The organism is Saccharopolyspora pogona, assembly GCF_014697215.1.
GTDB lineage: Bacteria > Actinomycetota > Actinomycetes > Mycobacteriales > Pseudonocardiaceae > Saccharopolyspora > Saccharopolyspora hattusasensis.
The window spans coordinates 6204948-6225588 of record NZ_CP031142.1 but is presented as its reverse complement, the minus strand read 5'-3'; the positions used below and the strand labels follow the sequence as shown (position 1 = coordinate 6225588).

The window sequence follows — 20641 nt, the reverse complement described above, 5'->3', positions numbered from 1 at the left end:
CGCCAGGTTTGATCACGGAGCAACGGCGATGTGCTGTCGTCACTTCATTCGTCCGCCGACCGAACGGGTTGCCGGAGGATGGTCCTGAGCTTGGCGGGCTCGGTTCGGCGGTGGTCGCTGAGGTAGATCTCGTGGTGGTGCCCGGACATTCGCAGTTCGTTGGCGGCGAGGAACTCGCGATGGAGCCTGGCGAGTACGGGTCCTTCGTCGTCGTAGGGGCCGACGTGCAGGAGCTGGGCGCTGGTGCCCTCCTGCAGGGTCTCCCGGCGGATCTCGGCGATCGTGGGGAGGTTCTTCTTCGTCAGCGCTGCCTGTTTGGCCTCGTCGATGAGGTCGCCGGTAATCCAGTCGGGCTGGCTGATGAGCATGCGCCACTGCCAGGCGTCCTTGGCGCGGGTGGTGAAGACTTCCGGGCGGTCGGACCACCACAGTCCCTCAAGTGGCCCGACGACGAAGTCCCTGCCGAGGGCGGTTTTGCTGGTGAACTTGATCGTGTAGGCGACGGCGTAGAGCGACTCGACGGCGCGGGCGTAGTCGGCGCTGGTGTTGGGGTCGCCGCAGCCGTCGATGGCGATGAACTGCTGCGCGGGCACGTCGACCAACGCCCAGTCGGTGTTCTTCGGCGCGTAGTACTGCTTGAGTTCTCGTTTGATGTCATAGCGGGTCATGGACGTCCGGCTTTCCTGGCGAGGGCTTGTCGGGAGGTTGGTCATCGAGTTCGGCCGCCCGGTAGGCGGCCAGCCACTGCTGTTCGGCGGCCAGTTGGCCCAGCGCGTAGTCGAAGATGGCGCGGACGAAACCGGGCGCGTCAGGTCGGGCACCGTGTGGCGACCCAAAGCGCTCACGACCCCGTGCGTCAGTCCGATGTCCGGTAGGAGAGGACGTCCCCTGGTTGGCAGTCGAGCTCGCGGCAGATGGCGCTGAGGGTGCTGAAGCGGATCGCCTTGGCCCGGCCGTTCTTCAGGATCGAGAGGTTGGCGATGGTCACGTCGACGCGCGCGGCGAGCTCGGCCAGGGTCATGCCGCGCTCGGCGAGCAGGCGATCGAGGTGGCTCTCGATCTGGTGCGGCTGCTCGGGCGGCATCAGACCAGTCCTTCGGTGTCGGTGCGCAGCCGGATGCCGTTGCGGAAGGCCATTGCGGCGGCGGCGATGAGCAGCCCCAGGAACAGCGGAAACTCGAACTCGAAGACCGTCCGGATCGACTGCGCCACCTCAGTCCCGGACACCAGGAGATCCGTGGTGATCATGTCCGCCAACGGGACGACCAGTCCGCTCGACGTGACGATGGCCGCGATTGCGAATAGGCGAGGTGCGTTCTCTGGCACGAAGAAGTCGCCGTCGCGGAAGGTTCGGGCGACTCGGAGCAGGATCGACAGGGCCGCCATCAGCAGCAGGTTGCCGACGAGCGTCGGGAGGGCCAGCAGCAGCCGGTCCGCGAAGCTGGGATCGGTGAAGATCAGCACTGCGTCGTGGGTGCCGCGAAGCGCCACGGGGCCGGCGGGCGCGGTGCCGGGCAGGGTCGCGGGCGCGTTGAGCTGCACTTCGCGCGTGTCGGTCGGCGGCAGCGGGCCGGTCACGCCGAGGATCGGGAAGAGGGCCCCGAACAGGCCGACCAGCAGCATGGCGAGTGCGATCGCCGCCTCCAGGACGTGGTTGTCGAGCCGAGCCCACCGGGATGTGCTTCCCATGTTCGCCACCTTCCGAAGGCATATCGTTTCTCGATAATATCGAAAAACGATATGACGCGGGAGGGTGGCCGTCAGAACAGCGGTTCGCCCCAGGTCTCGGTGAAGACCAGCTCGGACAGCGGCTTTCGGATGCGCGGCCGCAGCTCCTTCTCCTGCAGCCGCTCCGGCATGCCGTCGAGCGTGCCGAGGCTGCCGACCGCGACGGCGACGATCGGCTCGAACTCGGCCGGAATCCCGAACTCCGCCCGCGCGGCGTCCCGGTCGAAGCCCGCCATCTGGTGCGCGTACAGGCCCTCCGCGACGGCCTGCAGCACCAGGTTCTCGGTCGCCAGCGCCAGCCCGTACTCGCCGTAGGGCATCGGCTCGCCGTCCTCGTCGACCACGCGCGCAACGCCGATCGCCAGCGCCGAGGCATTGCTGGTCCAGCCCTTGTTGCCGCGCGACAACGTGCCGTGGATCCGCTCGAAGGTCGCCTCGCCCCGGCGCGCTGCGATGTACCGCGCGGGCTGGGTGTTGCCCCACGAAGGAGCCCACCGGGCCGCCTCGAACAACGCGGTGAACTGCCGGTCGCTCACCACGGCGTCCGGGTCCAGCGCGCGCGGGCTCCACCGCTCGGCCAGCAGCGGGTGCAGCGGCACCGACGTCTCCGCGGGCTTGCTCGCCGGAACCTCGGCGATGTATTCCTCGGCAGTCACGGGCACCTCCTGGATCGCTGGTGGCGAGTCTGTCGACCACGCCCGCCGATGTCCACCGGTCAGCCGGTCGTGAGTGCGCAACCGGGTTTGGCGCCCGGTTACGCACTCGCGACTCAGATCGCGTACTGCCACGCCGTCAGCGAATAGGCGCCGAACCACGAGCCGAAAAACACCAGCAGCACCGCAGTGGTCACCGCCGTCGTCGTCCGCCTTCGCGACAACCCGATCGCAACCGGGATGAGCAGCGGGAACGCGGGCAACATCAGGCGGACCTTGGAGTACATCAACCCGTCGGAGCCCAGGTCCAGCACCACCACCGCGGCGGCGAACGCCACCAGCGGCCACGGCATCCGCTGCCGCACACACAGCACCAGCAGCACCAGCGCGGCCAGCACTATCCACACCGTGAACGTCTCCAGCACGGACCGGTCCTCGGTCAGGGTCTTGATCATGAACGTCAAGGTGGCCTTGCCGCCGTCGAACGCCGACGACCAACCCCGCTGCTGGAGCTCGAAGTACCCGGTGAGGTTGCTCGTCTGCAGCCCTACCCAGCCGATGTAGAGCAGCGCCCCAGCCGGTGCGAGCACGATCGCCAACCACGGGCGCCAGGTGTCCCGGCGGCGCACGATGGCGACCAGCGCCGCCAGCCCGACGGCCGCGATCAGCGCGGCAGCAGTCGGCCGCACGAGCCCGGCGCCGGCGCAGCACAGCCCCGCCAGCAGCCAGTTCCGCTCGACGACCCCGATCAGCGCCCAGATCGCCAACGCGCAGAACAGCGCCTCGGAATACGCCATCGACAGCACCACGGACATCGGAGCCGCCGCGAACAGCACGACCAGGAGCAACCCGACCCCGTCCGAGCCGCCGATCCGACGCCCCAACCGAGCCAGCCCGAACGCGGCGACGACACCGCAGCCCAGGCTCGCGGCGACCGCCGCGCCGGTGACGCTGACCCCCGGGATCCACGACAGGGCCATGATCAGCAGCGGGTAGCCGGGGAAGAACGCCAACGGCGTCTCGGGGTAGCGGTGCCCGAAGCCGTCCACCATGTTCTGGTCCACGCCGCCGTAGCCGTGCGCGGCGATCTCCAGGTACCACTGACCGTCCCAAGCCCGCAGGTTGTCGACCAGCGCCTCGTCGTTGGCGGCCGACAGCCACGCCAGCACCAGCAATCCGACCAGCCGGATTGCGAGGTAAACCACAGCCGGGCCCAAAGCGATGATCAGCCGGTGCCCTCGGGGCGCCCCCCCGCGCAGCCGGTCCAGCAACCCCGGTTCCGGTTGTTTCCGCTGCATAGCCGCGGTGTTTCCGATGTCCCCCAGGGGTGGATCGATCGCTCCTGGAGTGGTGGACAACCCGGTCCTCCGCTCTTGTCGACAATCGCCTCCATCAGGGTAGTGGCGCGTTCCGGGGTTGGGGTCGGGCGGTGTCGGTTCGGTAGGCTAGTCCGGCAGCGGAGCGACCTGGTAGGAGGCCGTTTCGGCCCGGTGGGCCGACGCTGCCACCTACCCGGTCGCGGGGCCCTCCGGCCCGCCACGCGGTGTGCCGGGGCTCCTTCGTCCACTCGGTGTCAGTGCGGGGACAACCCGCGCCCGGGACGGCCGCACGGTCGAGGAGGTTTGTTTCACGTGGCGCTCGTCGTCCAGAAGTACGGCGGTTCCTCACTCGAAAGTGCTGATCGCATCAAACGGGTCGCCGAACGCATCGTTGAGACCCGCAAGGCGGGCAACGATGTGGTCGTCGTGTGCTCTGCGATGGGCGACACCACAGACGAGCTGCTCGACCTCGCCAAACAGGTCAACCCGGGTCCGCCGGAGCGGGAACTCGACATGCTGCTGACCGCCGGGGAGCGGATCTCCAACGCGCTGGTCGCGATGGCGATCGAGTCGCTCGGCGCGGAGGCCCGCTCGTTCTCCGGCTCGCAGGCCGGTGTGATCACGACCTCGGCGCACCAGAACGCGCGGATCATCGACGTCAGCCCGGGCCGGGTGCAGGAGGCGCTGGAGCAGGGCCAGGTCGTGCTGGTCGCCGGCTTCCAGGGTGTCTCCCAGGACACCAAGGACATCACGACACTCGGCCGCGGCGGCTCGGACACCACGGCGGTCGCGGTGGCTGCCGCGATGAACGCCGACGTGTGCGAGATCTACACCGACGTCGACGGCGTGTACACGGCCGATCCACGCATCGTGCCCAACGCCAAGCACCTGGAGCGCATCACCTACGAGGAGATGCTCGAAATGGCGGCCACCGGCGCGAAGGTGCTGCACCTGCGCGCCGTCGAGTACGCGCGCCGCTACGGCGTGCCGCTGCACGTCCGCTCTTCCTACTCACCCAAGCCCGGAACGATCGTGTCCGGCTCAGTGGAGGACCTTTCCGTGGAACAGGCGATGATCACCGGCGTCTCGCACGACCGGTCGGAGGCGAAGGTCACCGTGCGCGGTGTGCCCGACAACCCCGGTGTCGCGGGGCGGATCTTCCGCGTGGTCGCCGACGCCGAGATCGACATCGACATGGTGCTGCAGAACGTCTCCAGCACTGCTTCCGGGCTGACCGACATCACCTTCACGGTGGCGCGCAGCAACGGCGCGGTGGCGGTCGCCGAGCTGGAGAAGATCAAGGGCGAAGTCGGCTTCGAGCAGGTCGTCTACGACGACCAGGTGGGCAAGGTCTCGCTGGTCGGCGCCGGGATGCGGTCGCACCCGGGCGTCACCGCGACGTTCTGCGAGGCGCTGTCCAACGCCGGGGTGAACATCGACATCATCAACACCTCGGAGATCCGGATCTCGGTGCTGATCCGCGACACCCAGCTCGACGACGCGGTGAGCGCTCTGCACGACGCGTTCGAGCTCGGTGGCGACGAGGAAGCCGTGGTTTACGCGGGGAGTGGCCGCTGATGGCCCAGGAGAAGAAGACACCGACGCTGGCAATCGTGGGTGCGACCGGCGCGGTCGGCACCGTCATGATCGACATCATCAACCACCGCGAGTCGGTGCCGTGGCGCGAGATCCGGTTGATCGCCTCGGCCCGGTCCGCGGGCAAGAAGATCACCGTGCGCGGCGAGGAGCTCACCGTCGTCGAGCTCGCGCCGGAGGCGTTCGACGGCGTGGACATCGCGCTGTTCGACGTGCCGGACGAGGTCTCCGCGCAGTGGGCGCCGGTGGCGGCCGAGCGCGGCGCGATCGCGGTGGACAACTCCGGCGCGTTCCGGATGGACCCCGAGGTGCCGCTGGTGGTGCCCGAGGTCAACCCGGCGAAGGTGCACGAGCGCCCGAAGGGGATCATCGCGAACCCCAACTGCACGACGCTGTCGATGATGGCCGCGCTGGGCGCGCTGCACCGCGAGTTCGGCCTCCGCGAGCTGGTGGTCTCGTCCTACCAGGCGGCTTCGGGCGCCGGGCAGGAAGGAATCGACCGGCTGTACGCGGAGATCGCGGCGGTGGCAGGCAAGGGCGTCGGCTCGCGGGCCGGCGACGTCGCCGAGGCGCTGGCCGCGGCCGGGCTGCCGGAGGAGACGCCGTTCAAGGCTCCGCTGGCGCTCAACGTGGTGCCGTGGGCCGGTTCGCGCAAGGACGACGGCTGGACCTCGGAGGAGCTGAAGGTCCGCAACGAGTCCCGCAAGATCCTCGGCATCCCGGACCTGAAGGTGTCCGCGACCTGTGTGCGGGTGCCGGTGGTGACCACGCACTCGCTGGCGGTGCATGCCACCTTCGAGCGCGAGGTGACCGTCGAGCAGGCGCACCGCGTCTTCGAGGCGCAGCCGACGATCGTGCTGCAAGACGACCACGACAAGGGCGTGTTCCCGACCCCGGCGGGTGTGGTCGGCGGCGACCCGACCTACGTGGGCCGGGTCCGGCAGGCGCTGGACTTCCCGAACACGCTGGACTTCTTCGTCTGCGGTGACAACCTCCGCAAGGGCGCGGCGCTCAACACCTACGAGATCGCCGAAACCCTGGCGAACTGACCCACACTCCAAAGTGGGTCTTAGTTGAGTGAGGGGCACGAGGGGCACCCTTGACCAAGTCGGTCAAGGGTGCCCCTTAGCGCCTGTTGGAGCCTGTTGCAAAATTACGCCCACCACGGACCGTGATCGATCGATCACGGCTGAGATGGCCACTGGCGGACAAACGGCGGCGATCGAGACTGATTTGGTACTTCGGTTCAGTCGTTTTCGCCGAAAACGCAACAGGCTCGTTGGTGAATGGTCTGGGTGGGTGGTCGCTTAGCGGAACCTGAGAGGTTCCCTGGACTGCGGGTGCCCCTCCTGATGTATGTCCAATACGCGGCGGAGGGGCCGTCCTCGCCAGAAAACCTCTCAGAACCCGCCGATGGTCGTCTTGGCAAGGTGAATGCAAGCGGCTACGCCGCTTCCAAAGGCGCGGACGGCATTCGCCGACAGGCTCTTACTCATGACCTGATCAGGTTGGTTTGGTGGAGCGAAATGTAGTTCTCCGTTCAGCCACGGTTCGCGGAGCCGTCTGGTTCCGATAGACCACATTGGGCAGACTCCAGCGCCGAGCGCATTTTCCGCTGCGATGCGGCGTGCGTGTTTGGAGGAACCCAATGATTCGTCCTTCCCGGTCGTTGCGGCGAGTTGCCGTTTCGGCCGCCGCGGTTTGCGCCGTCGTCGGCGTCGGTCTCGGCGCGGTGCCTGCCGCCGCCGACCCCGCCGTCACGGACATCCGGCTGCTCAGCTTCAACGACCTGCACGGCAACCTGGAGCCGCCGACCGGGTCGTCCGGGAGGGTCACGCTGGCCGACGGCAACACCGTCGACGCTGGTGGCGCCGCCTACCTCGCCGCCCACCTGAAGAACCTGCGCGGCCAGGTGAAGAACTCGATGGTGCTCAGCACCGGCGACAACATCGGCGGATCGCCGCTGTCTTCGGCGCTGTTCCACGACGAGCCGACCATCGACGTGCTGAACACGATGGGCATCACGGCTTCCGTCGTGGGCAACCACGAGCTTGACGAGGGCTACAACGAGTTGAAGCGCATCCAGAACGGCGGCTGCCACCCCGTCGACGGGTGCCAGTTCCAGCCGACGTACAACGGCGCGAACTTCCCCTTCCTCTCGGCGAACGTGACCGCCGAGCAGACCGGTCAGCCGGCTTTCAAGCCCTACACCATCAGCAACATGAATGGCATTCCCGTCGGCGTCATCGGTGCGACGCTTGAGGATCTGCCGACTCTGGTGTCCCCGGACGGGATCAAGGGGCTGAAGGTCGGCCCGGAGATCGACGCGATCAACCGCTACGCCGACGAACTGGACCGCCAGGGCGTCAAGACCATCGTTGTGTCGCTGCACCAGGGCGACAACACCGAGGGTGGCGGACCGGACGACTGCCGCACGGCCCCCGGCCCCGCCCGGCGGATCGCCGAGCAGGTCTCGCCCAAGGTGGATGTGGTCTTCACCGCGCACAGCCACCAGCAGTACGTGTGCAGCGTCACCGACCCGGCCGGTCAGCCCCGGACGATGATCCAGGGCTCGTCGTTCGGCCGGATCATTTCCACTGTGGACCTCCAGGTCGACCGACGCACCAAGGACGTCGTCCGGTCCACCATCAAGGCGCAGAACAACGTCGTGACCCGGGACGTCCCGGCCGACCCCAAGGTGCAGGCGCTGGTCGACCAGGCCGTGCAGAAGTCGCAGCCGATCGCGAACCGGCAGGTAGGCACGATCGGCGCGGACATCGTGAAGACCACCGCGCCGTCCGGTGAATCGCCGCTGGGCAACCTGATCGCGGATGCGCAACTGGCGGCCACCAGGTCCGCCGGTGCCCAGATCGCCCTGATGAACCCGGGTGGCGTCCGCGCCGACCTGACGTACGCGTCCTCGCCGGCCGAGGAAGGCAACGGCGTGGTGACCTACGGCGAGGCCTACACCGTGCAGCCGTTCGCCAACATCATGCAGACGATCACCCTGAGCGGTGCGCAGCTCAAGGCCGTGCTGGAGCAGCAGTGGCTGCCGAAGCCGGACGGCAGCGTCCAGGTGCGGATGCTCCAGCCGTCCTCGACCCTGCACTACACCTGGTCGGAGTCCGCGCCGATCGGATCGAAGATCTCCGGCATCACGATCGACGGCCAAGCGGTGCAGCCGGACGCGACCTACCGGGTCAGCGTGAACAACTTCCTCGCCGCCGGCGGGGACGGGTTCAGCGCGTTGACCGGCGGCACCGAGCTGACCGGCGGCCCGATCGACCTGGACGCGTTCAACGAGTACCTGGGCGCGAACCCCGGCATCGCCCCACCGGCGACCGACCGGATCACGCGCATCGGCTGACCTCGCACGCCGACTGAAGGGCGTCTTCTTCCTGGCCACAGGAGGGAGGCGCCCTTATCGTTGCGGGTGTAGCGACGGGGAGATCCACTCGAACGTGTGTTTGTGAACGTCAATTCTCAAACCGGTGTTCGATGGAGTCGATATTGGAGGCATGTCCGTGATGACTTGGCCCGACCATCTGTTGACCTTGGAGGAGTTCGACCAGCTCCCCGGGGACAACTCACGGCGCTATGAGCTTCAGGAAGGCGTCCTCCACGTGACCCCGAAAGCCGCCAGCCTTCACCAGCGCGTTGTGGGTGCGCTGGTGTCCACGCTGAATCGCCGGCTTGCACATGAATGGGAAGCGGTGGCAGATGTCGAGGTGGTGGTAACCCCAGGCTGGCCGCCTACGCTTCGTGTTCCCGATCTTGTGATCGCTTCGACGAGCTTGATCGACCAGAATCCGAACAGACTGCATGCCAAAGAAGTTCTTGTCGCGGTCGAAGTGGTATCCCCAGGTTCAGGCCGGACTGATCGGGTTCTGAAGATGTTCGAGTACGCGAAGGCGGGCATTCCCTTTTATTGGATTGTGGAGTTGGGGGGCTCTGTCACGCTGGCCGAACATCGGCTGATCGACGGCGTGTACGAAGTTGTTTCTGCTTGCGACAGCAGCTTTGAGACGATCGAGCCATTCGAGTTGAGCATCGATCTTGATTCGCTTGCTCGTCGGTCACGCCGAGCTCCGTCCTGATCAGCCTGGGTTGACTGGGCCAGGATGCCCGGCGGATAGGTTGGGGGCATGAGTCGTGCTCCGGTCGTCCTCGGAATCGATCTCGGTACGACCGCGACGAAGGTCGTCGCGGCGGGCAGCGACGCTCACGTGCTGCACCAGACCGAGCGCGGGTATCCGCTGCGCACCGAGGCGCCCGGCGAGGCGACGCAGGACGCCGTCCAGGTCCGGGACGCGGCGATCGAGGCGTTGGCCGAGTGCGTGGCTTGGGCGAAGGAACACGACCACCCGGTCGCGGCGCTGTCGTTCAGCACCTCGATGCACACCCTGGTCGGGCTCGACTCGGCCGGTGCTCCGGCCACGCGGTCGTTCAACTGGGCCGACACCCAGGCCGCAGAGGTCGCGGCGCGGCTGAGGTCCGAGGGGGACGCAGCAGCGGCCCTGCACCGGGCAACCGGGACGCCCGTGCACACGCAGTCGGTCATGGTGAAGCTGGCTTGGTTGACCGGGAGCCGCCCCGACCTGACCCGCGACGTGGTGCGGTGGTGCGCGCTGAAGGACTTCGTCGTCGCCGACTTCGTGGGCGGGTTCGTCACCGAGTACTCGCTGAGCTCGGGCAGCGGCCTGCAGGACATGGCGACGCTGCAGTGGCACGAGCCAGCGCTGGAGGTCGCGGGCATCCGGGCCGACCAGCTGCCGGAGATCCACGCGCCGACCGACACGATGCCGTTGAAACCGCAGGTCGCCAAGGCTGTCGGGCTGCCCGAGGGGCTGCCGGTGGTGCTCGGCGGCGGGGACGGTCCGCTGGCCAACCTCGGCGTCGGGGCGGTCAGCCGCGGTGTCGCCGCGCTGTCGCTCGGCACCAGCGGGGCGTTGCGGGTGACCCGCGATCGGCCGGGCGTCGACGACCGGTGCCGGACGTTCAGCTACGCGATGGGTGACGGGCTCTGGGTGATCGGCGGTGCCGTGAGCAACGGCGCGGTGGTCGCGCAGTGGGCCGCGGAGTCCTTCGGGGTCGATGTCGCGGACCTGCTCGACGAGGCGGCTGCGGTACCGGCGGGGGCGAACGGGTTGATGGCCCTGCCGTACCTGCTCGGCGAGCGGGCTCCGTGGTGGGAGCCGGGTCTGACGGGCTCGTTCGTGGGGTTGCGGCGCTCGCACGGCCGGGCCGAGATGACCCGCGCCATGGTCGAGGGCGTCGCCCAGCAGCTCGCGCTGGTGCGGGACGCGGTGGCCGATTCCGGGGCAGAGGTGCGCGCGGTGCGCGCTACGGGCGGCGGGTTCCTCAGCAGGGTGTGGGCGGACGCGATCGCTGCGGCGCTCGACATCGACCTGGAGCTGGCCGAGGGCGGCGGCGGATCCGGGCTCGGCGCGGTGCTGCTGGCGTGGCGGGCGCTCGGTGAGTTCGACTCGTTGGAGCGCGCCGCCGAGTTGGTGGCTCCTCAGCGCAAGGTCTCACCGGATCCGGCGACGGCCCGGGAGATGGCCCGCCGTCGGCCCCTGGTCGAGCAGCTCCACGCGACGCTGCGCGACTTGGAGCTCTGAACCGAAGCCGGCCAGGCGCGTCCGAGCGGTTGAATCAAGCGGTCGCAGCGGGTGACCGGATGCAGAAATCCGGTGCGTCACTCGGATTCTTTGTTGGTTCATACCAATTTTTCGATCCTGGTGAGGTGTGAGGCGAACGGACCGTTTGTGCCGTCTATCGACGTGAACAGGCCGTTCGCTTCACACCACGCCCCGGCGCCCCCGCTTAGGTGGGCGAGGCGAACGGACCGTTTGTGCCGTCTATGAGCCTGTTGCGTTTTCGGCGAAAACGGCTGAACCGAAGTACCAAATCAGTCTCGATCGCCGCCGTTTGTCCGCCAGTGGCCATCTCAGCCGTGATCGATCGATCACGGTCCGTGGTGGGCGTAATTTTGCAACAGGCTCCTATCGACGTGAACAGGCCGTTCGCTGCACACCAGCAGCGCGCACGTAAACCACCGCCGCACAACGAGTTCCCCAAACAGCCTCTATAGCCGCGGTTTTCGGGCTGGTTTGCGTGGTGGTGCAAGGCGCGGGCGACGTGGACGTCTTCGTTTCCGCTCGACGCCCCACCTCCTCCGAGGTAGCGGATCTCGTCAGTCGCGCGAGTGGGCGCCCGAGGCGTTCTGGGGCGGATGCGGGCGCTGCGCGGCCGGGTGGCCCTGCTGGTGCTGCGGGCCTTGCTGGTGGCGCTGCGAGTCCTGCTGGTGTTGCGGATTCGGTTGGCGCTGGGGCGTTTGCTGCTGCGGGCCGTGGACTTGGTGGATGATCAGTCGTTCGCAGCTGCGCAGGACCGTGCGGACCGCTTCGCGGTGCTGCCGGTCGTGCAGCGGGTTCACCGACTGCTCCCGCCAGCGCGCCAACGCTGCCGCCGCCCCGTCGGCCAGGTCCACCGCCAACGCAATCTCGTCCAGGCCGAGCCGCGCGTGCGGCGCATTGCCGAACGCCCCCAGCAGCCGCTTCGCTTCCGCCTGGAGCGGGCGGGCGAACCGCACCTGACCGGAATCCAGCGCCGACAGCAGCCGCAGCTCGTTCCACTCGTGCGCGTTTGCCAGCAGCCGCTCGAACTCGCCGCGCAACTGCTGCACGCCGGGCCGGGGATTGGCGCGCGACACCATGTCGACGGCCAGCAACGCCGATCGCGCCCGCAACGCGTCCTGCCGCTCCACGAACTGCTGGTGCACGGTTTCCTGCAGCAGGTTCAGGCCGCTTTCGTCGAGCAGCGCGGCCTGCAGCTTCTTCCGCTCCGTCACGCCGCTGCGCATCAACGCCAGCGCCCGCTCGATGCCGTAGTGCCCGAACCGTTCGAGCAGCCGCTGCCGGACGGGGCCCGGCGTCGATTCCATGCCGCTGTTGATGAACCGGTCCGCCGACAGCAACAGCTCGTCCTGGTCGCTCTGGGACAGCCGGGAAAGGTTGCCCAGCGCCAGGAAGTCCTCGTCGGTCATCGTCGCGACGGCCTGCCCGAGCAGCCCGATCACCGGGATGAGGTGCTGGGCGAAGGACCGCAACGTGGGGTCGTTGCGGTAGCGCTCGGCGATCCGCTCGGCCGCCTGCAGCGCTTCCGGTCCGCCGCTGCCGGTCTCGTCGGCGCGCGAGAACGCGACGATCGTGTTGATCGGCACGCACCGGGCCGTCTGCAATTCGTTGACGGACTGCAGGAATTGCAGGTCGGTCTGCCGCGGGTACCGCGTCAGGTACAGCACCGCGTCGGCTTCGGACAGGATCTGCGCGAGCGCCGACCGCCCGGTCTCCTGCACCGCCGCGGACGCGACGCCGGGCGTCTCGATCAGCGTGATGGCCCGCAGGCCCGGCGTCGGTGACTCGATGACCAGCCGGGCCACCTCGTCCGGCCGCCAGTGCTGCAGGTCGCGGATGGTGCCGGCGTCCAAAGTGGACACGGGAACGTTCTGCACCGCGCCGTGCGGGGTGTGCACCAGGATCTTCGGTTCCGGCCCGTACTGGTAGAAGGTGTTGACCTGGGTGCGCTCCTCGGCATCGGTGGGCGCGAGCTCCGCACCGACCAGCGCGTTGATCAGCGTGGACTTGCCCGCCTTCACCCGTCCACCGACGGCGATGCGCAGCGGCTGGTCGAGCCGTTCCAGCCGGCCGCGCAGCCACATCGAGGTGCGCGGATCGTCCCGGTAGAACGTCATGGTGCGGATCAGCAGCGCTCGCGCGCGATCCAGCAGGGCATCGCCGCTCATGCCGCGGTGATCCGGTTCTGGGTCAGCATCGTGGCGCGCCGTTGCAGCACCGCGATCTCCTCCAGCTTCTGCCGGATGTCCCTGGCCCGCTGGTCGCGGTCGACCGCGCTGCGCTCCGCGGATCGCTTGATCTCCTGGATGGCCCGGCTGATCTCCATCTGGGCATCCTCGGTCATGCGCGTGTAGTGCGTGTGCAGGCCCCGGTGGACGCCGCGGATGGCGGCCTTGGCCTCCTTGTTCACGTGGAAGACGACCTGCTCGACGTAGCGCTGCACGGCGCTCTTGGCTTCGATCTGCCGGCGGCGCAACCGCGTGTCCTTGTCCTCGCCGAGGCTCTTGAGGCCCAGCAGCACGCCTGCCGAGATGGACACCACGTTGATCAGGCCCAGGCCGAACACCGCCGTGGTTAACATGCCGAACATCAGCACCCCGCCGTAGGACCCGCGCAAGCCGGTGAGGAACTGGTCGAAGCGCTTGTACTCGGAGCCGCGCGGCAGCTTCGGCTCAGGCACCTCGTCCAGCGGGTCCGGTCGGGTGAGCCGCTCCAGCTCGGGGATGGCCCCGCCGTGCTCGGCCAGCATCTCGTCGGCGACGTGCTCGGCTAGCTGGGCCTGGCGCAGCTCCATCCACTCGAAGGTTTCGACGATCGCGTCGGTGAGCCGGGCGGAGAGCCAGTCCAGGAATTCATCCCAGACCTCGAGGGGATCCGCGGTCTCGAAGGCCTCGTTGACCTGGTGCAGCACCGCCCAGCTGCGTTCCCGGAAGTCGAACTCGATGTCGGTGAACAGCTCGGAGATGCCGTCGTTGAGCGCCTTCTGCCAGCGGCTCGAGACGCGCCGGAGGTCTTCGGCGCGGCGCTGCGCGGTTTCCAGCTCGACCAGGGTTTCCGCCGCGGTGCGCGGGTTCTGCGTCGCGAGTTCGGTGCGCAGCGCGTCGTTGATCTGGGTGAGCGCCTCGGTGACGTTGTGAGCCACCAGGCGCCGGGTCAGGTTCTCGTGCTTGCCAGCCATCTCCTTGAGGAATTCCAGCAGCGGCGGGAACCCGGATTCGGCGTTGAGGTTGGTGTTCTTGGCCTGCATCGCGCGCATCCGGATGTTGGCCGAAACCGGGAAGATCTTGGCCGCTATACCGGCGTTGTCCAGGTGTTTCCGGTTGACCTCGAGGACTTTCCGCCAGTGCGGGGTCCGGTCGATCTTCGGCAGCACGAGCGCGACGTTCGGGCACAACGCGGTGGCCTGCTTGAGGAACGCCAGCTCGTTTGTGGTGAGTTCCTGGGTGGCGTCGGAGACCATCAGCAGCGCGTCGGCTTCGGCGACCACGGCGAGCGTGGTGGACGTCAGCGACGAGGACACGCTGCCGACGCCGGGGGTGTCCATCAGTGCGAGGCCGTTCTGCAGCACGGCGCGGGGGATGCCGATCTCGCTGCGGGTGACCGGGCGGCCGTGTGCGAGGGCGCGTTCCAGCTGCTCGCTGACCTGCTCGATGGGGACCGGAACACGATCAAGGGCGGCCGGGCCCTGCGCCGGCTCGTGCTCGATGAGCAGGGCGCTCGGTTCGTCGGAGTGCCGGACGAGGGTGGGCACGACGGTGGTGACGTCGTCGCCGGAGGCGCACACGGGCGCGTTCACGATCGCGTTGACCAGGGCGCTCTTGCCCTGCTTCGACTCGCCGACGACCAGCACGAGCTGCGTCGGGTCGAGCACGCGGGTGCGGATCTGCCGCAGTCGACCGTGCAGATCGACGCGTTGCTGCTCGGCACATTCCGCAGTCACGCGATCGATCAGTTCCACCAACGCTGTCTCGATCACGGCGTCGATTGTGGCGTGCTGCGGCGAATAGAGAAACCCAAACGGCTGAACTCACATCGTCGACGGGTACGGGAAGTGCAAAAAGGCCTGTAATTTGGGGATCGAATGCGAGGAATGCCGGGATCCGCTATGTCGCGAATCCCGGCATTCAGTCGCTCACTGCGTTCAGGCTCAGAGACCCAGGTCCAGCGGCGCGGCCGAGGTGGCGGTGTGCGCCACGCTCTCGAGGCCGTCACCGACGACCGGCAGGTCGCTCGGGGCCGACAGAGCAGAGGTCACGTCACCGGCCGGCAGTCCGCCGGTCACGTCCTCGACCGGCAGGGCGGTGACGTCGCCAGACGGCAGTCCGACGGTCTCGTCACCGGCCGGCAGCCCGGGACCGTCGCCAGCGGGCACGTCGCCGACGACCGGCACGTTGCCCACGACGTTGGTCACGTCGCTAACGACGCCGCCCACGTTGGTGATGTTGCCACTGGCGACGTTGACGATCACGTCGCCGACGACCGGGACGGTGCCCACGACGTTGGTGACGTCGCCCGCGACCGGGGCGTTGGCAACGATCGCGCTGACGTCGCCAACGGTCACGTCGCCCACCACGTGGGTGACGTTGGCGGTGATGTCACCGACGACCGGGGCCTTGTTGGCGATGTTCAGGACGTCGAGGTTGGTCGAGTTGCCGACGATGTTGATCACGTCGCCGTGGACGATGGAGGCGGCACCGGAGGTCAGGTCGACGCTGGTGTCGAAGACGTGGGTGGCGGTCTCGTTGGCCTGGGTGACGTTGCTGCCCACGATGCTGCCGACGATGTTGCCGTTGGCGATGTCGTTGCCACTGGCGACGTCGTGGACGCTGATCAGGTTGAACGAGTCCGTGTAGTTCTTCTCGATGTCGACATCGACCTTGTTCGACGGAGCCGGAGCCGGGGCCGGGGCCGGGGGCAGGGTGGCGTCGACGTCGTTGTCCTTGCCGTAGTCGGCGGGGGTGGGCTTCAGCATGGTCAGTTCTTCCTGCTCGATTGGATGTGCGGGATGCAGTTGGTTGATCGCGACGTGCTGGGTGCTCGCAGCGAACTTCTCGACGCTGCTCTGGAGTGAGCGGTTGTACTCCGCCACGACCTCGACCGGCGCGTAGTCGAGAACCAGTGACGTGGCTTGGAGTACGTCTGTCGCGGTCATGCCCCCGAGGCCGGCCTGACCCAGCGTGGCTTGCGGATCGGCGTCGAAGGCCGACCGGGCCGCTGGGTCGCTGACGAGGCGCGTGAGGAACTCGTACAGCGTCGGCTCGTCCGATTGGCCGGTGGTGGAGTGCTTCCCGGGGTCGGGGGTGGAGGACTCGGCATGACCGCTCGCGTGCTGAGGGTTCACCATCGTTGGGCCTCCCGATGCTCAGCGGTACTCGGATGGGTGTCCGAGTGAGGTCATGCGGTCCCTCACTCCTGTGTTGATCACCGTAGGGGCGTGAGCCTCCCGGGCCATCGGGAACGACTCCTAGTTATCAGGGTCTCTATTAGGGGATCCGGTAGGTGATCCATTGGGGGGTAGCCTGGGGTGTCCGACACCTGTGTGTAACCGCGTGCACGCTAAATTGTGTCCACCCTGCGCCACGCGGGCATCGCCCGATGGTGGCCGATTCGGTAACACGAAGGGATTGCATGCCTTACGTCCTGGGCATTCATCTGGGCGCTACGGCGACCACGGCTGCCATCGCCCGCCGCGACGGCAGCCGGTGGGCGGCGGCCGTGCCGGTCCCGCTGGAGGCCGGTCCGGTGGTGCCGACGGTGCTGTGCAAGGTGCAGGACGGGTCGTTCGTGGCCGGGGAAGCGGCCCAGCGGCAGGAGATCGCCCACCACGAATGGGTCGCGCGCGGCTTCACCGCGAGGCTGGGCGACGACCTGCCGGTATTGGTGGGCAGCGAGTTCATCCCGGCGCAGCGGCTGGCCGCCACCATGATCGAGTGGGTGGCCGACGCCGTCGCGCACCGGCAGGGGCATCCCGCCGAGCACATCGCCATCGCGCACAGCGCCACCTGGGGTCCGCATCGCACCCGGCTCGTCCACCAGGCGTTGGTCCAGCTGGGGCTGACGGACGTCACGATGGTGGCCGAGCCGATGGCGGTCGCCCTGGACTACGCGGCCAAGCAACGCGTTTCCGAGCACGAACCGGTCGTCGTCGCCAACGTCGGCGGCAGCGGCTTCGACGTGACGGTGCTGCGGCGGCGAGAGCCCGGGTTCGAGGTGGTCGGCTCGCCGCTGAACGCCGATCACCCCAGCGGCCAGGACCTGGACGACGAGATCTTCGCCATCGTGCGCGCCGAATTCGGTGACCGGCTGGACACGCTGGACCTCGGCGACCTCAACCATCGGGCTGCCCTCGCGCACCTGCGTGCCGAGTGCGTTCGGGCAAAGGAAGCGCTGTCGCACCAGCCGGGCGTGCAGCTGCGGGTAGAACTACCAGGGATGCGAACAGAATTCGCGTTGTCTCGCTCGCGGTACGAGCAGCTCGCCCGGCCGCACCTGGAGCGGGTGCCCGAGCTGATCTTGCAGGCGGTGCAGTCGGCAACGCTGTCGCCGGACGACCTCGATTCCGTGGTGCTGGCGGGCGGAACTTCGCGCACCCCGCTGCTGAAGAAGTTGGTGGCCGAGCGGTTGAAGCTGCAGCCGCAGGTCGACGTCGCGCCCGAATTGGCCGCGGCCGGCGGGGCGGCGCTGGCGGCGGTGCAGGTGCTGTCGACCGACACAGACGAGGGTTCGGTGGCCGAGACCAGCGTGCTGATGCGCATCGAGGGCTCCGACGAATCGTTCGACCTCGACGCCGAACTGGTTGCCGCGCCGCGTCCGCCGGTCGAGGTGGAGCCGATGCCGCTGGAAACACGGGACGAGGATCGCGCCCGCCAGATCAAGATCATTAAGCTGTCGATGGCAGCCGCGCTGATCATCGGCGGCCTGCTGCTCACCTTCTTGCTGCCCAATGGTTTCAGCGGCGTGCTCGGCGCGATCCAACACATGCGCCAGTGACCCGGATGACAAGGATTCCAGGCGTGAACCACTCGACGACCTCCCGGCCCGCCCCGATGCCGGACGGGCACGCGGCCGGGCTGCGGTCGGCGATCGCCGCAGACCCGACCGCGTCGCTCGTCGCCGGGATCCAGGGCGCCGGGGGATATGGAAAGACGGTGCTGCTGGAGCAGCTCGCGCGCACCTACCGCGACGCTGGGGTGGCGGTGTTCGGCGCGAACGAGCTCGCCCGGGCCGACGAAGGCGCCGTGCTGGTCGACGACGCCCACCGGCTGGACGAAACGGTGCTCGGCGAGCTCCGCGAGATCGCCCGGCGGCCCGGGGCGCGGTTGGTCTTCGCCTACCGGCCGGGGCCGCGACCTGCGGCGTTGGCGGAGCTGATCGGCGACCTCGGCGCGCCGGTGTTGCTCGCCGCGCTCGGGCGCGAGGAGATCGCGGCGCAGGCCGGAGGGGCGGCGCCGGAGTGGATCGGCTGGTTGCACGCGCAGACCGGGGGCGTCCCGCGCTACGTGAGCAGGGTGCTCGCGACCGCCGAGCCGGGCACGGCGGAGCTGCCGTCCCGCGCGCTCGACCAGTTCCAGCACGACCTGGACCAGCTCGGCGAAGCCGGCTCGGAGTGCGTGACGGCGATGGCGGTCGGCGCGACCCCGCACCCCGACCTGCTCGCGGCGCTGCTGGAACTCACTCCAGAGGCGGTCGGTTCCGCGCTGCTGGCGATCCGGGCCAGCGGATTGGTCGGCGCTGATGACGTGCTGCTGCCGATCGCCCGGGCAGCCGCGCTGCGGCTGACGCCGTGGGAACTGCGGCTGCGGGTGACCCGTCGCCTCGTCGAAATCCAGCTGGCGCGCGGCGGTTCGGTGCTGCCGCTGGTCCGCCCGCTGCTCGGGGCAGAGATCGCGTTGCTGCCGGAATCGACACTGGCGGCGGCGTTCGAGAAAGCCGGCGAGGAGGCCTTGCAGTCCGCGCCGCACCTGGCGCGACGGCTGCTCGCCGCAGCGGTGTCGGCCGGAACTCCACCGGTTTCAGTGGCGGCGCGGCAGGCACGTGCCGCCGCCGTGGCCGGTGATCTGGACGAAGCGCTGCGGCTGGCCGATCAGGTGATCGTCGATGATTCGGTGCCGGACAGGGAGCTCGGCGTGCAGGTCGCGGCGAGCGTCCTGGCGCACCGGGGGCTGCTCGAGCGCTCGGCGGAACTGTGCCGGTGGTCGGTGGGGCGCTTGCGCTGGCCCGGAGACCGGGCGTTCGCCGCGGTGGGCCTGATCGGAGCCGGTCGGTTGGGCGACGCCGAGGAGCTGCTGCGTTCCTCCGACGACGCCGGGCCGCCGACGTCGATGACCGGTGCCGCCGCGCAACTCGCCGCCGGAGTCCGGGAATCGGTCGTGGGATCGGCCGCGACGGCACTGTCCACATTGGTGCGGTCCGCATCGCTGTCGGAGCCGGTGGGGCGCGGTGCCCTGGTGCCGGACAGCCCGGCGGCGGTCGCCGCACTGGTCGCGCTGCACTGCGGCGAACTGGACGTCGTCCAGTCCACCTTGGACAAGGCGATCGGCTCCGGCTCCGGCGGCCCACTGCTGCACTACCGGCACCGGCTGCTGGCGGCGTGGTTGCCGCTGTTGCGGGGTGACACGGTGGCCGCCCGCGCGAACCTCCCCGTGGTCGAGCTGGCGGCGCGAGATCGGCTGCTGGCAACCGCGATCGAGGCTGGCATCGCGAGCCGGGACAACGACACGGCGGCCCTGGCCGCCGCCCGCGGTCGGGCCCGGCAGGCCGTCGCCGAGCACTCGGTGGACCTGTTCGCCCTGCTGCCGTTAGGAGAACTCGTGGTCGCCACGGCGCGGCTGCGGGACCAGGACTGGATCGCGCCGTACCTGGCGGAGGCGCGAGCGCTGCTGGACCGGCTCGGCAACCCTCCGCTGTGGACATCGATGCTCACGTGGAAGCGCCTGCAGGCCGCGGTCGTGCTGGAAGAGCTGGACGAAGCGCAGCAGCTTACGGCGGAGCTGGGCGGCATGGCGCACCACAACCCACTGGCGGCGGCGATGGCCGATGCCAGTGGCGTGTGGCTGCGAATACTCGCGGGGCAGGTGGACCAGGACGAGGCGGAGCAGGCGGCGCGGGCGCTACACGCAGCCGGGCTGGCGTGGGACGGAGCGCGGCTGGCGGGGCAGGCGGCGATCCGCACGGCGGATCGGCGCGCGATGCTCGCGCTGCTGGAATGCGCCCGGGCGTTGCAAGGCAAGCCGCCGCGGCCGCGTGCGGTGCGCGGCGCGATGTCGGCGGAGACCGACCTGCTCAGCGAGCGGGAGAAGGAAGTCGCGGAACTGGTGCTGGCCGGGTTGACCTACAAGCAGGTCGGCAAGCGCCTGTTCATCTCGGCGAAGACGGTGGAGCACCACATAAGCCGCATAAAGCAACGCCTCGGCTGCGCCAACCGCGAAGACCTCCTCAACCGCCTCCGCGAACTCCTCGGCCACTGACGAAACGGGCCCGTGCGCCTTTTGAGCAGCTATGTCAGCAGCTAAGTCAACCCAACAGACTCACGGCTGCGGACCTGCAGAAACGGCACTGCGGACAGGTGTGGTCCAGATCCCGCGCCCGTTCGGTGCCAGCAAGCCGGTCACCCCGCGAACTCGCCGCTCGTCGTGCGGCCACGCGGATCACCGCCACTGAGCACTCCGTCCCAACTGCGGGAGTGCCCATGAGTGCCTTTGGCGGA

The 20641-nt window shown here is 68.7% G+C and carries 15 protein-coding genes; 7 read left to right on the top strand and 8 right to left on the bottom strand.

The window, feature by feature from the left end; genetic code table 11:
• Positions 1-44: 44 nt before the first annotated feature.
• The 5 genes from DL519_RS28850 to DL519_RS28830 all read right to left on the bottom strand — a co-directional run bounded on the left by DL519_RS28850 (position 45) and on the right by DL519_RS28830 (position 3739).
• Positions 45-668 carry a GyrI-like domain-containing protein gene (locus tag DL519_RS28850; RefSeq protein ID WP_190819444.1) on the bottom strand — a complete coding sequence of 208 codons (624 nt, stop codon included), beginning with the start codon at positions 666-668 and terminating at the stop codon, positions 45-47.
• Positions 669-856: 188 nt separating this feature from the next.
• The gene (locus tag DL519_RS28845; RefSeq protein ID WP_190819442.1) at positions 857-1084 is read right to left on the bottom strand and encodes a helix-turn-helix domain-containing protein; all 228 of its coding nucleotides are present in this window, start codon (positions 1082-1084) and stop codon (positions 857-859) included.
• Positions 1084-1689: a DUF2975 domain-containing protein gene (locus DL519_RS28840; RefSeq protein WP_190819440.1), complete on the bottom strand. Its 606-nt coding sequence runs from the start codon at positions 1687-1689 to the stop codon at positions 1084-1086. The genes DL519_RS28845 and DL519_RS28840 overlap by 1 nt, the downstream gene beginning before the upstream one ends.
• A 71-nt stretch (positions 1690-1760) precedes the next feature.
• On the bottom strand, positions 1761-2384 hold the full coding sequence (locus DL519_RS28835; protein WP_168586155.1) for a nitroreductase family protein: 624 nt from the start codon (positions 2382-2384) through the stop codon (positions 1761-1763).
• A gap of 113 nt (positions 2385-2497) precedes the next feature.
• Positions 2498-3739, bottom strand: a complete 1242-nt coding sequence (locus tag DL519_RS28830) for a glycosyltransferase family protein (RefSeq protein WP_190819438.1) — start codon at positions 3737-3739, stop codon at positions 2498-2500.
• A gap of 273 nt (positions 3740-4012) precedes the next feature.
• On the opposite strand from DL519_RS28830, the gene DL519_RS28825 reads away from it, so the two are divergent.
• The 5 genes from DL519_RS28825 to DL519_RS28805 all read left to right on the top strand — a co-directional run bounded on the left by DL519_RS28825 (position 4013) and on the right by DL519_RS28805 (position 10917).
• The gene (locus DL519_RS28825; RefSeq protein WP_190819436.1) at positions 4013-5278 is read left to right on the top strand and encodes an aspartate kinase; all 1266 of its coding nucleotides are present in this window, start codon (positions 4013-4015) and stop codon (positions 5276-5278) included.
• The gene (locus DL519_RS28820) at positions 5278-6345 is read left to right on the top strand and encodes an aspartate-semialdehyde dehydrogenase (protein ID WP_190819434.1); all 1068 of its coding nucleotides are present in this window, start codon (positions 5278-5280) and stop codon (positions 6343-6345) included. Before DL519_RS28825 ends, DL519_RS28820 begins: the two co-directional genes overlap by 1 nt.
• A gap of 599 nt (positions 6346-6944) precedes the next feature.
• The gene (locus tag DL519_RS28815) at positions 6945-8663 is read left to right on the top strand and encodes a bifunctional metallophosphatase/5'-nucleotidase (protein ID WP_190819428.1); all 1719 of its coding nucleotides are present in this window, start codon (positions 6945-6947) and stop codon (positions 8661-8663) included.
• Between the two features lie 160 nt (positions 8664-8823).
• On the top strand, positions 8824-9393 hold the full coding sequence (locus DL519_RS28810; protein ID WP_223839663.1) for a Uma2 family endonuclease: 570 nt from the start codon (positions 8824-8826) through the stop codon (positions 9391-9393).
• 48 nt (positions 9394-9441) lie between these two features.
• Positions 9442-10917, top strand: a complete 1476-nt coding sequence (locus DL519_RS28805) for a gluconokinase (protein WP_190819424.1) — start codon at positions 9442-9444, stop codon at positions 10915-10917.
• 575 nt (positions 10918-11492) lie between these two features.
• On the opposite strand, the gene DL519_RS28800 is transcribed toward DL519_RS28805, so the two are convergent.
• From DL519_RS28800 to DL519_RS28790, 3 genes are all read right to left on the bottom strand, one after another.
• Positions 11493-13103: a dynamin family protein gene (locus DL519_RS28800; protein WP_190819422.1), complete on the bottom strand. Its 1611-nt coding sequence runs from the start codon at positions 13101-13103 to the stop codon at positions 11493-11495.
• Entirely contained in the window at positions 13100-14911 is a 1812-nt protein-coding gene (locus DL519_RS28795) for a dynamin family protein (protein WP_190819420.1), read from the bottom strand. Before DL519_RS28795 ends, DL519_RS28800 begins: the two co-directional genes overlap by 4 nt.
• 171 nt (positions 14912-15082) lie before the next feature.
• Positions 15083-16279, bottom strand: a complete 1197-nt coding sequence (locus DL519_RS28790) for an IniB N-terminal domain-containing protein (protein WP_190819418.1) — start codon at positions 16277-16279, stop codon at positions 15083-15085.
• Positions 16280-16563: 284 nt separating this feature from the next.
• Between DL519_RS28790 and DL519_RS28785 the strand changes: the two genes are divergently transcribed.
• Entirely contained in the window at positions 16564-17925 is a 1362-nt protein-coding gene (locus DL519_RS28785; RefSeq protein ID WP_223839661.1) for an Hsp70 family protein, read from the top strand.
• Positions 17926-17948: 23 nt separating this feature from the next.
• The gene (locus DL519_RS28780) at positions 17949-20402 is read left to right on the top strand and encodes a LuxR C-terminal-related transcriptional regulator (RefSeq protein ID WP_223839659.1); all 2454 of its coding nucleotides are present in this window, start codon (positions 17949-17951) and stop codon (positions 20400-20402) included.
• Positions 20403-20641: the final 239 nt, after the last annotated feature.

Bases quoted from the DNA above. Each gene is read 5' to 3' on its own strand.
- DL519_RS28850 (WP_190819444.1), bottom strand. From the start codon at position 668: ATGACCCGCTATGACATCAAACGAGAACTCAAGCAGTACTACGCGCCG.
- DL519_RS28845 (WP_190819442.1), bottom strand. From the start codon at position 1,084: ATGCCGCCCGAGCAGCCGCACCAGATCGAGAGCCACCTCGATCGCCTG.
- DL519_RS28840 (WP_190819440.1), bottom strand. From the start codon at position 1,689: ATGGGAAGCACATCCCGGTGGGCTCGGCTCGACAACCACGTCCTGGAG.
- DL519_RS28820 (WP_190819434.1), top strand. From the start codon at position 5,278: ATGGCCCAGGAGAAGAAGACACCGACGCTGGCAATCGTGGGTGCGACC.
- DL519_RS28815 (WP_190819428.1), top strand. From the start codon at position 6,945: ATGATTCGTCCTTCCCGGTCGTTGCGGCGAGTTGCCGTTTCGGCCGCC.
- DL519_RS28810 (WP_223839663.1), top strand. From the start codon at position 8,824: ATGACTTGGCCCGACCATCTGTTGACCTTGGAGGAGTTCGACCAGCTC.
- DL519_RS28805 (WP_190819424.1), top strand. From the start codon at position 9,442: ATGAGTCGTGCTCCGGTCGTCCTCGGAATCGATCTCGGTACGACCGCG.
- DL519_RS28800 (WP_190819422.1), bottom strand. From the start codon at position 13,103: ATGAGCGGCGATGCCCTGCTGGATCGCGCGCGAGCGCTGCTGATCCGC.
- DL519_RS28790 (WP_190819418.1), bottom strand. From the start codon at position 16,279: ATGGTGAACCCTCAGCACGCGAGCGGTCATGCCGAGTCCTCCACCCCC.
- DL519_RS28785 (WP_223839661.1), top strand. From the start codon at position 16,564: ATGCCTTACGTCCTGGGCATTCATCTGGGCGCTACGGCGACCACGGCT.